Annotated in this window: 10 protein-coding genes; 8 read left to right on the top strand and 2 right to left on the bottom strand. The window is 41.7% G+C overall.

All coding sequences use genetic code 11. The annotated features are described in order from the left end of the window. The first annotated feature begins 664 nt into the window (after positions 1–664). A complete protein-coding gene (locus P2W82_RS19440) occupies positions 665–1,078 on the top strand; it encodes a hypothetical protein (RefSeq protein ID WP_336517598.1) in 414 nt (137 codons plus the stop codon). Next, positions 1,068–1,226 carry a hypothetical protein gene (locus P2W82_RS19435; RefSeq protein ID WP_336517597.1) on the top strand — a complete coding sequence of 53 codons (159 nt, stop codon included), beginning with the start codon at positions 1,068–1,070 and terminating at the stop codon, positions 1,224–1,226. The genes P2W82_RS19440 and P2W82_RS19435 overlap by 11 nt, the downstream gene beginning before the upstream one ends. Before the next feature lie 137 nt (positions 1,227–1,363). On the opposite strand, the gene P2W82_RS19430 is transcribed toward P2W82_RS19435, so the two are convergent. Beyond that, positions 1,364–3,715 carry an ABC transporter permease gene (locus P2W82_RS19430; RefSeq protein ID WP_336517596.1) on the bottom strand — a complete coding sequence of 784 codons (2,352 nt, stop codon included), beginning with the start codon at positions 3,713–3,715 and terminating at the stop codon, positions 1,364–1,366. Positions 3,716–4,001: 286 nt separating this feature from the next. Beyond that, a complete protein-coding gene (locus P2W82_RS19425) occupies positions 4,002–4,874 on the bottom strand; it encodes a pirin family protein (protein ID WP_336517595.1) in 873 nt (290 codons plus the stop codon). A 285-nt stretch (positions 4,875–5,159) separates the two neighbouring features. Between P2W82_RS19425 and P2W82_RS19420 the strand changes: the two genes are divergently transcribed. The 6 genes from P2W82_RS19420 to P2W82_RS19395 all read left to right on the top strand — a co-directional run bounded on the left by P2W82_RS19420 (position 5,160) and on the right by P2W82_RS19395 (position 14,306). Further along, positions 5,160–7,571, top strand: coding sequence for an ABC transporter permease (locus P2W82_RS19420; RefSeq protein WP_336517594.1), 2,412 nt, complete (start codon positions 5,160–5,162; stop codon positions 7,569–7,571). A gap of 215 nt (positions 7,572–7,786) precedes the next feature. Then, positions 7,787–8,611, top strand: a complete 825-nt coding sequence (locus P2W82_RS19415) for a hypothetical protein (RefSeq protein WP_336517593.1) — start codon at positions 7,787–7,789, stop codon at positions 8,609–8,611. Between the two features lie 340 nt (positions 8,612–8,951). Next, positions 8,952–10,421, top strand: a complete 1,470-nt coding sequence (locus tag P2W82_RS19410; RefSeq protein WP_336517592.1) for an aspartate ammonia-lyase — start codon at positions 8,952–8,954, stop codon at positions 10,419–10,421. A gap of 42 nt (positions 10,422–10,463) precedes the next feature. Further along, positions 10,464–11,543, top strand: a complete 1,080-nt coding sequence (locus P2W82_RS19405; RefSeq protein ID WP_336517591.1) for a type II asparaginase — start codon at positions 10,464–10,466, stop codon at positions 11,541–11,543. Between the two features lie 29 nt (positions 11,544–11,572). Next, complete coding sequence (locus P2W82_RS19400; RefSeq protein ID WP_336517590.1) at positions 11,573–12,805, top strand: DcaP family trimeric outer membrane transporter; 1,233 nt, start codon at positions 11,573–11,575, stop codon at positions 12,803–12,805. 193 nt (positions 12,806–12,998) lie between these two features. Continuing rightward, on the top strand, positions 12,999–14,306 hold the full coding sequence (locus P2W82_RS19395; RefSeq protein ID WP_336517589.1) for a porin: 1,308 nt from the start codon (positions 12,999–13,001) through the stop codon (positions 14,304–14,306). Positions 14,307–15,575 lie beyond the last annotated feature (1,269 nt).

Genomic DNA, 15,575 nt, shown 5'->3' with positions numbered 1-15,575 from the left:
TACACTTCATCGAAATCCTTGATGGGTAATTGAAAAAACTTATACGCCAACCTAAAAAAATAAAAAGAGGCCGACTCATTGTTTTGAGACGGCCTCTCTCTGCTATTTATACGAAACTTTACAAATTCTCCTGGAGACTAAAGGATTATTTAATTTCTTCGATTTATTCTCCGCGTCCTTTGCGGGCTGTTTCTCCGCGCACTCCGCGTTTTGCATTTACTCCCGCCGAAGGCGGAACTTCAGCAAAACAAAAAAGCAAACTGCTAAAAAACAGTTTGCCTTTTATTGATTCTACTGTATGAAGATCCTTGATCCTTGGGGAGTTTTTCAACTCCGAAGCCCGGCACCTCTGATATCGACACTGCTGTTCAACCCGGGCAAAATAGTATATCAGACATTAAACGTACGAAAAACAATTTTGTTCTCCTGCTGTCTGTTATCTCTCAATTTATTGACTTTTTCCCACCTGGCATTCAATAATTCAAAGAAACCAACTTCACATCTTAAACAAAACTGTTATCAAAATCTCATGTCGGGTCATTCTCAGCCTACCCAGCAATTAACGGTGAAGTGCCTGTTTCCTTTACCGTTAAACATTCAAAATCCAGACTGGTAGCGGGATTTGGTCAGATATACTCCCGACCTTCAATACAAATGATTTTTTATGAACCGGTTACCGGTCTTTGTTATATGCGTGGCTGTTTTCTCAGCTCCATTGATTAGCCGGTCGCTGGTTACCAGCACACCTGCAGATAGCGTTAAAAAAGTGGACTCAGTAGCTAAAACGGCCACTGTCGATAAAGTAAAAGTCGTTGTCGATACGGTGGTGAAAAAAGATTGCTTCACTGAGTACTATCACATCTTCCGTTCAAAAGGTGCGAAGGCTGTAGCTGATAGGAAACAGGACGTCGTCATCGCTTTGAAAGGTGATGGCACATGCCATTGCTTTATCGGGCAGGTGGAAGTGGCTGGAGGAAAAATAAAACCACCATTAATGATTCAACAGGAGAATGGCGGGTACAAACAGATTACTGTTGTTGGTAAAAAACGCGGCATTCGTTGCTTCCATGACGCCTGACGAATTATATGCTATAAAAGATGGAATGAGTATAGTATTGAGAACCGCTGACCGGGAATACGGAAGAATTTTCTTCTACAAATTCGTAAACAAAAGATCCCAGGTAAATAAGATCGTTCCATCGGCTGCTTCACTTATCACCGTATGATTTTGATAATAAAGCGAACCGCTTAAAAGAATGCTGAAATACAGACAGGCTGACAAACAGTAATTATATCTGACCAAATGTGTTATTGAGTTTCTCTTCCCAATCTTTAAATCAGCATTCTTATTTTTTTCTCTTTATCATTCGCTGCCCAGGCTTTTTACCGGATTTACTAACGAAGCCCTGATAATTTCACGACTAACGACTGCGAGTGCAATCAGGAACGTCGCAATAGTTGGAATTATGAAAACTGAAAATCCAATACTCACATGATACGGATACGCCTGGAGCCAGCTTCGCAATGCAACTGTCATTAATGGCAATGAAATGAATAACGCCACTATGATCAGGATTGCAAAATCCTTTGTTAAGAGCGCAAACAGTTGCCGGATATTGGCGCCAAGCACTTTTCTCACACTGATCTCTTTGGCCCGCTGGACTGCAATCAATGATACAAGCCCATACAAGCCCAGGCATGAAACGAAAATGGCAAACAATGTAAACTGATTGAACAAACTCATGGTTACTTTATCCTGCCTGTAATACTGGTTAACCATTTCATCCAAAAACACGTAATCAAAATACAACTCAGGAAAATACCTGCGGTAAGTATTTTCTACCACTGCTAAATGTTTTGGATTGATTTTAATTGTTGTAGAATTTAACCAGGGATTAATGCCATAAGTCAAAACCAACGGTTCGATTTTATTATGAAGTGATTTATACGCGTAGTCTTTCACAACGCCGATGATCTTTCCATCCTTATCTACTCCACGGAGTTCCTTGCCCAAAGCAGACGTCCATCCCATTGATCTTACAAAACTTTCATTGACGATAAACGCTTCAGTTTTGTCAGTAACAAATTTGTCAGAGAAGTTCCTCCCCTCCACTAACGGAATGCTATAGACGCCAAGATAGCTGGTATCGACACCGAAAAAGTTACACATAAACTCACGCGACATGCCATCATTTTTTACCACGGTAGATGATAACGCAAGACCCTCCATTGCCAGTCGCGCGGACGCAGTAAGGTTTATTACTTCAGGGCGACTCCTTAACTCATGCTGGAATGCCCTGAGTCTTGACTCGAGTGTGGTATCTGATGGAAGGTAAACAGCCATTAATTGGTCCTTTTCGTAACCAAGATCTTTGTTCCTGAGCAATTGCATCTGCTGGTAAATCACAGTTGTACCCATGATTAATCCTGCAGTGATAGCAAATTGAGTGACCGTTACGAATTTCCTCAGCCAAAGACCACGAAAACTCTTCTGCCATCTTCCTTTCAAAACCGCAATGGGTTTGTATGCGCTCATGACGAATGCTGGATAAAAACCAGCGAGCAGAAAACTGATCAGTAATACTGAAGAAGAAAAAAGAAAAGTAGATTTCAATTCAATATTGAGCCGATATTCCAGAACGTTGTTGATATAGGGCAACCCAAGCCAAACCAAAGCAATTCCAATACACCAGGCTATTAGTATAATCAGGAAGGATTCGAATAAAAACTGGCGGACCAGTTGATCCTGTTTTGCGCCGATCACTTTCCGGATACCGACTTCACGGGCTCTTTCAAATGATTTTGCTGTAGTAAGGTTGATGTAGTTAAGAACAGCAATCAGCAGGATGAAAACTGCGAGTAAAGTAAAGATCAGACTATACTGACGATCCCCTTTAGGTGAATCGGCGAGTTTGCCTTTGCTGAAATGCACATCTTTCAGCATTTCAACCTCGTGTTTCAATTTATATGCAGATGCACCGACCGAATTCAATTCTGGTTGAATATGCGTTTCACTTAGCCTGTCTAATTTAGCGGAGAACTGATGCAGGTCGGGTTGATGTTTGAATAAAACAAAAGTGAAACAGGAAATATCGTCAAGCCATTTTTTGTACTTATCAAAATCTCCTGAAAGAATTCCACTGATCCGCAAATCTGAATTTGATGGTAAGTCACTAACTACTGCAGTTATGATACGCGGAACATTATCACAAATAACCGTTTTACCTGATACTGGTTGCTCACCAAAGTATTTACGACGTATCGATCTTGTAAGAACTAATGCATCTGGATTTTTTAGCGCTTCAAATGCAGATCCTTCGAGAAAATCGAAATCGAAAATTGAAAAAAGCGATGTATCCGCTTTGTAAAAATCTTTTTCCCGAAACAGCTGATTATCTATTTTAATCGTCGTGGGTGAATTTTCGATCCGGACAGCATTTTCAATCTCCGGAAGCTTTTCACGAAGCGTTGGTGCAAGTATGGGTGAGGAAGCAGCAATCCGCGATTCGCCTTCCGGTGAAATCAAAGTAGCGGTAACCCTTACAATTCTCGACGATTTTTCATTAAACTGATCGTAGGTCAGTTCATTCTTTACATATAAAAATATGATGGTGCAGGCCGCAATACCTACTGCAAGGCCACCAATATTGATTAAAGAAAATACTTTGTGTTTTATAATATTTCTCCAGGCGATGCAGAAGTAACTTTTGAACATAAGCAGAAAGTTATCCAGAGTAATAAGTGAAAATCACGAAATTTCTCCGGACAACTTTCCACCCTTTGATCTTTATATAAGCTTTAACAGGAAGAGACCAAAACCGAGACGGAAATCTGAACGCCTGCCTGCAACCTGCCTGTCGGGCAGGCGGGGAAGGCAGGCTGAAAACCGGAAACCCAGGTACTGTTCAAACAGAACAATGATCTGATATTTCTGAATAAAAAACGATTTACACGTCACGGCTATCGGTGTAACCGGGATTTTAGAAACTATGAACTTGCCTTCAATACTTCATCTTCAGTTCCTCATCCACGGTAGAAATATGCTGCATTTTTCCCTGCCTGAATTCTTTATACAGTCTCACAATATCTTCGGAACTATCACCGATAAATGGCCCGTGTGATACGATAGCATCACCCTGCGGCTGCGCTGCATAGAGAACGAACCGTGAACCGGTGATTCCGGCTTGCACTTTTATCTCACTCAGTTGAGAACCATACTGGATATCAAACCAACCAACCTGGTCTTGCTTAACTAACCTTTTCTCATCTCCGATACTGACCTCACCTTGGAGTACATAAATGAATGCATTGAAGTTTGATGGAATATCCAGTTTTGATTCGGAGCCCGGTTGCATATTCACCTCTGCGATAATGACCGGTACATAATTTTTCACAGGTGATTGTAAACCGGACATCGAACCGCTGTACAATTTTAACTGCACACCGCCGGTGTTTGAAACGGGTACATGTTCATTGAACATATCCTGCACGCGGGGAGTTGTCCAGCGATGTTTTTTAGGAAGCGTCAGCCACAACTGCAGCAATCGCATCCGGGTTTTCTCCTCAATGGTTTCGGTATGAATGATCCCGCTTCCTGCTGTCATCATCTGAAAATCTCCGGCTTTCATTTTATGGTTTTCATCACCTATCGAGCCTTCCAGCAGGAGGGTAACCGTTTCAAAACCAGCATGTGGATGCGGACCTCCTGCCGGTTCATTATCTTTTTTATCAAGAATATCATCCATCAACATAATGAATGGATCTGTCTGTGCAAAACTACCCTGGATCACCGGCCTTGCCAGGTGGCCCGCACCCAGGAATCCAGGTTGCTCTGTTGGTGTGTACAGGCGTTCTATTTTTCTTTGATTTGCCATAATTATTTCCCTTTTGTTCCCGACCTTACAATGGTGGCCAGGTGCTTTTTGGTTCCCAAAATTAAGCTAAAGCTACTATCTTTTTGATAGTACTATCCCGGCAGATAGCTGCCCTTGTATTTCATAACAATGTCTGTATTCAATAACCTTTAACCGTACGGTAACCGTCCGTATCTGAACATCAATGAACCGACTGACTATTCTAATTGACTGAAATTAAATAAGATAGATAAGTGGCACAGCATTCGTAAATATGATGTTCGGTTCCTAAAAAAACCAATCTTTATGTTTAAAAACTTTCTGCTGATAGCCTGGAGAAATATTCGCAAACAGAAGTCATTTTCATTTATCAATATTTTCGGACTTGCGGTTGGACTTACCTGTTTTATGTTCATCGCAGTGTATATACACAATGAACTGACATATGATAAATATCCGGCCCAAGCAAAGAATATCTACCGTGTGCATTTGTCTGTTGCCGGCAACGGCGATGTAGCGGAATACCCGAATGTAGATGTAGCTGTCGGAGCGGGTATGAAAGCGGTTTATCCGGAAATACTCAATTTTACACGTATCGCTCCGGCAACTGATTTTGTAAAATACGAGAACCGGCAGTTCAAAGAAAAAAAACTGGCGTTTGTGGATTCGGGATTTCTGCGTTTTTTCTCATTGCCACTGATCGCCGGCAATGCAGACGAAGCGTTGACGCAACCTAACACCGTAGTGCTCTCAAAATCCGCAGTAAAAAAATATTTTGGAGACGAAGATCCCATTGGCAAAGCACTAACGATAGGGGTTAACAAAGTGATATATAAAGTTACCGGCGTAATGGAAGATATTCCAGCGCGTTCACATTTTCACTTTGATGCTTTATTGAGTATGGCAACGCACCAGATGCGCCAGCAAACCTGGAGCAATCTCGGATTTTACACCTACCTGCATTTACAGGAAGGCACAGAGCCGCGAAAGTTGCAGGCAAAGTTTCCTGATCTTGTTGCAAAACATATCGTACCTGAAATTCAGCAGGACATGGGTGTTTCCCTTGCAGAAGCACAAAAGGCAGTCGATGACTTTGTGTTTACCCTGGTGCCGCTTACAAAAATCCATCTGTATTCGAACGGCAAATTTGAGATCGAGCCAACGGGGGATATAAAGTATATCTATATTTTTTCTGCGCTCGCTGTTTTTATTCTTCTTCTCGCCTGTGTCAATTTTACCAATCTGTCGACAGCAAAATCGACAACGAGGGGAAAAGAAGTTGGAATACGAAAAGTTCTCGGTTCGTTGAAACAACAACTGGTATTTCAATTCCTGTCTGAGTCGATACTGTTTTCTTTATTTTCCATGCTATTGGCCTATGTACTGATTTACCTGCTGCTGCCTTATTTCAACCAGGTTTCAAACTCCCGGATCCATTTTAATACATTTTTTAGTTTACAATGGACATTTATACTGTTATCCGTGAGCCTTGTTTCTGGAACACTGGCAGGCCTGTACCCGGCATTTTTTCTTTCCGCTTTGATGCCGATCAAAGTTTTAAAAGGAACGACAATTGACGGGAACAGAAAGAAATTGATAAGAAGCGGGCTGATTATTTTTCAGTTCTTTATTTCCGCTACATTGATTGTGGCAACCATAATTGTTTACCAGCAAATGCAATTCATGCAGGATAAAAAACTGGGCTACGATAAGGACCAGGTTTTGTTTTTGCCTGATGCACGTTTGCTTGGTGCAAAACAACTCGCATTTAAACAAAAATTATCGCAGGATCCGCGAGTGATTGCCAGTAGTATTTCAAGATCAGTTCCCGGCGGAGATATTATGAACGGAACTGAAGTTTACCCGAGAAATGAAAATTCCAATGGTGCTACTATTCATATGAATATTTTCAATGTTGATTATGACTATATCCCTGCATTGGGAATCAGGATGATCAACGGAAGAAATTTTTCAAAAGACTTTCCGACGGATTCGCTTTCGGGAGTGGTGATAAATGAATCTGCAGCAAGAAAACTCGGCTGGACTAACGAAACAGCTCTGGGAAAAAAAATTGTTCGATCAGGACAACAAGAGTTTACCGTTATCGGTGTGGCAAGCGATTTCAATTACATGTCGGTAAAACAGGAAGTGGCACCGGTGATGTTGATGCTGGGATATAATATGGGTGGGTTGATTTTGAAAATCAACACGACGAACGTCCAGGGATTTTTAAGCGATCTCCAGAAAAACTGGAATGAAATGCAACCACCCGGCCCTCTCGAGTATATTTTTCTTGACGAAAAATTTGCATCACTGTATGCAAGTGAAAAACAAACGCAGCAGATTTTTACTGCTTTTGCCGTGATCGCTATTATTATCGCCTGCCTTGGTCTATTCGGTCTGTCTGCGTTTATCATTGAACAACGAACAAAAGAAATCGGGATAAGAAAAGTTCTCGGGGCATCTGTCCGGCAGGTATTGTTCCTTGTTAGTAAGGAATTCATGATCCTTGTCGGAATTGCTTTCCTGCTGGCTGTGCCGGTAGTTTGGTGGGTGATGAACAACTGGCTGAAAGATTTTGCGTACAGGATCAACATCAGCTTCCTGTCATTCATAATTGCAGCAGCTGTAGTCTTCTTCGTGGCATTACTAACGATCAGTTTCCGATCAGTCAAGGCTGGTTTACTTAACCCGGTAAAAAGTTTAAGGGCTGAATAAACTTCAACTGAGGGTATTGCAATAAAAAAGGGTGTCATTTTTCATACGTCAATCGATTTTCTATAAGTCGATACCATACCTTGCTGCTATTAAATTAAACCCGCTTCATTCGAGTTAATAGAGTCCACGTTTCACTGTAAAATGTAATGAGCAGTGTAATACAATTATTAATTACCAATTTTTACATATTATGAGCGGAATTAATTTTTGAGATCATGACAGGGACACCATTGTTCGTAAATCGGCGTTGCTATTATCCGGCTGCTATTTTTGTATTCGCCATACTGTTATTGCCTCATAACGGATTATCACAACAGTTTAATTCTGACAGTTGGTTGTCAAAAGCGCACGGAACGGTTACCATCATCCCGACATGGGGTCAGCGTAATTCTATGCTCATGACCACTTATTCCCTTTTCCCGAAATGGGAGTTCACCATCGCCGGGTACCTGTATAATAATGACCGGGATTCACGAACAGCAGATGGATATTCAACCAGTCTGTATGCGAAGTATATGTTCTATCAAAACAAAAGTGAAACGGGCGGCGCTTCGGTTAAATTCGGCACGGGCATGAAACCAGGAACCATCAGCGGAGAGGACAGGGAAAAGGATGCGTTCAAATCTTATTGGGTGAACTTTCCCTGTACAGTTCCTTTTTTCAACAATACATTGTCGATTGACCTTATGCCGGGCGTAAGTGTTACGAGAAATTATGGAGTGGAAGAAATTACTGCATGGTCTTTCACCTATTCCGCCCGTGTGGCCTGGTACCCTTTTGATATGAAGTGGTCTGCTGTTGGCGAGGTTTTCGGAACAGAAGGGCAGAATGTCGCCATACCTGAATTTAAAACGGGAATCAGGTGGGAACCTACTCCCTATGTTGTCTTTGCAGTAACTTATGGCCAGGAGTTTAACGGCACTAAAGGAGCAGGATTTGAAATTGGTGCGATGTTGTTTTCTCCACCTTTTGCTTGTCTTGGCGGCTGTGCACAAAAGGGAGAAAAATGGTCATTGTTTAAAAAGAAGAAAAAAACGTAAAAACTACTACAAAATAAGTTTTCATTGATGGACTGCACATGAATCATTATCGGCAGTGAGCGCATATAAATCCCGGCTTCTGCAATTTCAATTTTAAAAAACATTCAGGTATATTATTGTCTGCGCATGAGGCAATGATCTCAATGAACCGACTTCCTTCTCATTTACTTTTACCGTAAAACCCCGTTAGAGTTAACTGTTAAGTTTTCCCCGGGAAAAAGTCCACTAACGGATACGATACCTTTAATCAGACGACATTCAGATATTCTGTTACACATCGTCAGCGATGGAATCCCGTATTCTGCGTTGTTGTTTCATCTTCCATTAAAAAGCATATACAATGAAAAATAAATTTCCAACAGTGATCAGTTCCTTGATCGCAGTGATTTGTGTATCCCTGCCCGTTAGTTTATTTGCGCAGGGAACACGTACTGAAAAAGACCTGTTGGGTGAAAAGCAGATTCCAAACAATGCTTATTACGGTGTTCAAACTGCAAGAGCGTTGGAGAATTTTCAGATCAGTGGAATGACGACAGCGTTCTTTCCTGATTACGTGCGCGCTTTTGCAATGGTTAAACTTGCTGCCGCGCGCGCAAATACGGATGTAGGAAGGATGAGTAAAGAAAAACTGGCGGCCATTGAAAAAGCCTGCCAGGCTGTAATTGATGGTAAATATCATGATCAGTTCCTAGTTGATCTTTACCAGGGAGGTGCCGGTACTTCTGCAAACATGAATGCTAACGAAGTACTTGCCAATATCGCTCTCGAAATGAGTGGGAAAAAGAAAGGTGATTATCACAGCATCGAACCGCACGATGATCTTAATATGGGTCAGTCTACCAATGACTCGTATCCCACCGCTATTAAAATCGCTCTGCTTTTGCACAATGATAAGCTGATGAAAGAACTGGAAGCTTTATCAGCTTCATTTCACAAAAAAGGCGATCAGTTTGCCAATCTCCTGAAAATGGGGCGCACCGAAGGACAGGATGCCGTTCCGATGACACTCGGCCAGGAATTTCACGCGTTTGCCAACCAGCTCGATGCTGAAATTGCCACCATCAAAAAAACGGAATCTTTCCTCTGCGATCAGAACATGGGCGCCACTGCCATTGGCACAGGGATCACAGCGTCTCCCGGGTATGCAGAAAAAGTTGCAGTACATCTCGCAAAAATTACTGGTAAACCGATTGTGATGAGCAAAGACCTGATTGCGGCCACCAGCAGTCAGCAGGGGTTTGTGATTTATTCTTCAGCATTAAAAAGTCTCTCTATAGCTCTTTCAAAAATCAGCAGCGACCTGATCTTTCTTGCATCAGGTCCACGCACAGGCATTTTTGAAATTAACCTTCCGGCACTTCAACCCGGATCTTCTATCATGCCCGGCAAAGTAAATCCGGTAATGCCGGAACTGATGAATGAAGTTTGTTTTAAAGTAATTGGAAATGATGTTACAGTTTCGCTGGCTGCTCACTCAGGTTTGCTTCAACTGAATGCTTATGAACCTGTGGAAGCGATTGCTATCATGGAATCCCAGGGCCTGTTGTTTAAGTCGATTCCCCTTTTCAGGAAAAACTGTATCGACGGAATTACTGCCAATGAAGCAGTATTGAAAAAATACATCGACCAAAGCGTCGGTATCGTAACAGCACTAAATCCGGTACTCGGTTATGAAAAAACTACAGAGTTAGCGAAAGAAGCGCTGCAGTCCGGCAAAGGTATTCTCCAGATCATCAGGGAGAAAAAACTGTTAACTGAAGATCAGATCAAAAAACTCCTGGATCCGAAGTCGCTCACCGGTCAGAAATAATCTTCAAAAACAATTACAGAAAAACAATCAAAACATTCTACAATGAAAAAGAGAAATATCAAACGACAACTGATAGCGGTTCTCTCAGCTATTCTTATACTCATCACAATACCTCAATTCATTTTCGCACAGAAAAAAGCCAATGTGGTGATTCTTGCAACCGGCGGCACAATCGCTGGTGCCGCAGGAACGGGTGTTCAATCCGGTTACACTTCCGGCCAGGTGACGATTGATGCTATGGTAAACGCGGTACCTGATGTTTTGAAACTTGCAAATATCAAAGGCGAGCAAATATCCAACGTAGGTTCACAGGATATGAGTTTTGAAATAATGCTTAAACTTGCAAAACGCATTGCAGAACTTACAGCTGGAAATGCAGTAGACGGTATCGTTATCACACATGGAACAGATACTATGGAAGAAACTGCTTATTTTCTTAACCTGGTTTGCAAAACAGATAAACCTGTAGTTTTAGTAGGTTCCATGCGCCCATCCACTGCCGTTAGTGCAGATGGTCCGCTCAACCTGTACAATGGAATTGCAGTTGCCGCAGATCCAAATGCAAAGGGCCGTGGCGTAATGCTGGTGATGAATGACTGGATCCATTCTGCGCAGACACTTACCAAAGTGAGCACCACAGCAGTGCAGACTTTTATGTCTCCTATCCGTGGTTTGATCGGAACAACCGCTTATGGAGTAAATGAATATTACCGCTACCCGTATAGTAAATTCGGCGCAAAAAGTGAATTCAATGTTGATGGTGTTACTAAACTTCCAAGAGTCGATATCGTTTACGGTGACGTCGATATGTCTGCAGACCTGATTGATGCTTCCGTTGAAAAAGGCGCAAAGGGTATCGTGATCGCTGGTGTTGGAAATGGGAACATGAATAAGGCAGCCCTCGATGCCTGCACAAGAGCAAGTAAAAAAGGTATTGTAGTAGTAAGAAGTTCAAGGGTCGCAACAGGTAATGTTGGCCGTAACGTGGAAGTCAACGATGACGAACTTGGGCTTGTAGCTTCTGCTGATCTTAACCCTCAGAAATCAAGGATATTATTATCTGTTGCTTTGCTGAAACAAAGAAATCTCAAAGACATTCAAAGACTGTACTACGAATATTAACCAGCATCTAAAACACAAAACTCCTGATTATGAAAATGGTAAATGCAATTAAATGTTTGTTCGGTGGCATATTTCTAATTATGCTGACAGCAAACAATGGATGGGCGCAGGAACAAGAAGATAAAGAGAAGAAAAAAGCAATGGAAATTTATGGCTTCATCATGATGGATGCGGGTTATAATTTCAACCAGATCCATCCCGACTGGTTCGATGTAGTCAGGCCGACAAAACTTCCTTCTTACAAAAACCAGTATGGAACGGATGGCAATTTTTACTTTTCAGTACGCCAGACCAGGCTTGGTTTCAAAAACTATTTTCAGACTGGTCTCGGTGAATTGAAAACGCAGTTCGAGTTTGAAATGTTCGGTACCGGTGTTGATGCCGGTCAGACTACCATTCGTCTCCGGCATGCTTATGCTGAGTTGGGTAAGTTTGGGGTGGGCCAATACTGGAGTCCTTTCATGGATATCGATGTATTTCCAAACACTGTGGAATACTGGGGACCTACAGGTATGGTGTTTTTCAGAAACATACAGTTTCGTTATATGCCCATCCAGGGCGATACCCGTTTAACTATTGCTTTGGAAAGGCCAGGGGCAAGTGCAGATCAGGGTGACTACGCAGACCGTATTGCATTAGCAGGTGTAAAACCGAGGTTTCCTGTTCCGGACCTTTCTGCAGAGTATCGTAAAGCAGGAAAATTCGGATATGTTGAACTTGCCGGTATTCTTCGCTATATGAAGTGGGAAGATCTCGATCCCACAAATCCTGTCGACTACTCAGGGGATGCACTTGGATGGGGCCTCAACCTGAGTACAAATCTAAAACTCGGCCAGAAATCTGTTTTTCGTGGAGCTGTTGTATACGGTGAAGGTATTCAGAACTACATGAACGATGCGCCTGTTGATGTTGCTATTAAAGATTTTCCCGGCACTTCAAAACCTGCTGAAGGTGTACCTCTGCCCATGTTAGGTTTAACGGCATTTATCGATCACAACTGGAATGATAAAATAAGTACTGCCATCGGATATTCGATGATTGATATCGACAACTCAAATGGTCAGAATGGTGATGCATTTAAGAAAGGTCAATACGCAATTGCCAACGTGATGTTCTACCCGGTAAAGAATGCAATGATGGGAATTGAAGCACAATATGGTAACAGGGAGAACTATACTGATGGCTGGAAAACTGATATTTTCAAAATTCAATTCTCGTTTAAGTACAATTTCTCGCATACTTTTTATAATAAGAAGGATTGATGTGAAAACTGCAGTATTCGAATCAGAGATTGTCATGGATTATCAATTTCTTCAAATAACATGATACTGATTAAAATATAAGAGCCTGGGATAGATCCTGGGCTCTTATATTTTCCAGATAAAATACTGACTATTCTTTGTGTCTTTATTCGACGGGAATTTATATCGTGCTGTAGGTTAAACTTCGTGTACTATGAGATCGTCAATTTTACTTTTTATCACTATCGCGCAGATATCAGTTGGGAGAATATATGCTCAACAACTGAAACCGTCAGATACCATTCCCCTTCCAAATGGTACAGATGGGTTAACATTCAATCCACGCAGAGCCGATTCGACCTTCCTGAAAGTAAGGTCAGATTTACCTTTCAATGAATTTGTTGGAATTGATGCAACACTGAAGATAGGAGCAGGTTATATTGGTGACTTTACCATGTATGCGCAGGATGATATTTTCAAACAGCAGATGGATTCACTTAACCTTGATTTGAAACCCAAATTCCAGACAAGAGATTTTAGGATATTAGGCAGTGGCCGGATACTTAAAAGCAAACGATATCTTGCTTATAAGTTTGCATACATGTATGACGGGGACCAAAAGGTGTGGATGATTCGGGAAACGGGACTTACCATCGGTGCGCCGGAATTGAAGGGAACTTTTTTTATCGGGCGTACAAAAGAAGGGTATTCCACATCAAAGGTGATGAACGGACATTCAGGAGTAGGTTATGAAAGACAAATGGCTTTGGATCCTGTTCCGATTCTGGCGGATGGTATCAAATATTTCGGGTATTACCCTAAGTCCCGGCTTTTTTTGAATGTTGGGGTGTATGTTGATTGGCTCTCCAAGGGTCAGAAATTTTCAACTTTCAGTTATCAATATGTCGCGCGTGCCGGATGGGTAGCCTTCAATAATCCCGAGAAAGAAAGTCTTCTGCACATCGCGGGTAATTTCCGGTATGGGAAACCGTTAGACGGAAAATTCACAGTAAAGTCGCGACCTGAATCGAACCCCACACCGCAATTGATTAATACGGGTGAGTTTGTGACAAATAATTCTAATAGTATCGGTGGTGAAATCTATTTCTCGAACAAACGTTTTATGATCGGATCTGAAATTATGCAACATAATTTTTATTCAGACAAATCATCAAATCATCATTTCAAAGGAGGAAATATTATAGTCAGCTATTTTTTGACGCGTAATCACCGGCCTTATAATACATCCATCGGTAACCTCTTTGGCTTTGTTCCGGTAAAAAAATCTGTTTTCAAGGGTGGCACTGGTGAAATTGAATTTGTTTTCCAGGCTTCGATGTTCGACTTAAACGATGGTTCCATTCAGGGCGGAAAGTTCACGCGTTTCACTCCAATGATCAACTGGTACCTTGCCCGAACAATGCGGTTTGAACTTATTTATGGATACGGTATACTGGAACGTTTTAAACTGAAAGGGAATGTTCAGTTTTTTGAAACGAGGATTCAATTTAGTTTTCTGTAAGATAAAAAGCAGACATCTGTACGGTTAACATTGTTTTACCTGCATTGTTATCATACTTAATTTAGAATTAGTTTTTTCTTCGATAAGTTTAATCAAAAAGGTTCTCAATAACATAGAGATTGTTTTAAGAATTAGTTTCCTACACGTTACATGATCGGCGTCCTCAAAAAAAATTGGTCGAGCCTACGGCTCTTTTTTATTGTGTAGTCACTTTATCCCCGGATTAAAATCCGGGGTTATAAAATCGTCGAGCCTAACGGCTCTGTAAAATCGTTGAGACTAACGGCTCAATAAAACGCCGAGACTAACGGCTCCATAAAACGTCCAGCATAACCGCTCTGTAACACGTCGAGCATAACCGCTCTGTAAAGTCATTGAGCCAAAGGTTTGATATTCTTCATAGAGCCGTTAGGCTCGACGATCTTATAGCGGTGGATTTCAATCCACCGCAAAATGATGCAGACGTAACACCAAGAGCCGTAGGCTCGATCAATCTTTTTGAAGAAAAATCCGGGGTTATAAAAACGTCCAGCATAACGGCTCTGTAACACGTCGAGCATAATCGCTCTGTAAAGTCATTGAGCCCAAAGGTTTGATATTCCCCATAGAGACGTTAGGCTCGAAGATCTTATAGCGGTGGATTTCAATCCACCGCAAAATGATGCACATGTAAAAACCAAAAGCCGTAGGCTCGATCAATCTTTTTGAAGAAAAATCCGGGTTTATAAAAACGTCCAGCATAACGGTTCTGTAAAACGTCGAGCATAACCGCTCTGTAAAGTCATTGAGCCCAAAGGTTTGATATTCTCCATAGAGCCGTTAGGCTCGACGATCTTATAGCGGTGGATTTCAATCCACCGCAAAATGATGCAGATGTAACACCAAGAGCCGTAGCCTCGACCAATTTTCAAGAATATCAATTTTGACTCTATTTCATACCCAGCCGCTGCCTGATGTGAACTCAACTTTTTAGCAGTGTCAGACCTAATATGTCCATATAGAAGCCGACCCATACTGCGAGAATCTCATGGAATAGTATGATGGCAAAGCGGATTTACCAGCCTTCAAACTTCTGCAAGTTTAATAAACTCCCTATATGAACCTGCGATGGAAATGCCTACCTCAATTCAACTTTTGAATGTATCGCGGGGGGGGGCGACACGAGTATTTAATATTTGATCTGCCAAACCAAATCAATTTTACAAGAGTCTTCAGGTTCAAAGACTATAGCTGCGATATTCAATCTTCCGCAACGCGATGAAATAATAA

Origin of the sequence: Pollutibacter soli (assembly GCA_029269725.1) — a bacterium.
GTDB classification, from domain to species: domain Bacteria; phylum Bacteroidota; class Bacteroidia; order Chitinophagales; family Chitinophagaceae; genus Pollutibacter; species Pollutibacter soli.
This window is presented reverse-complemented; position numbering and strand designations above follow the sequence as displayed.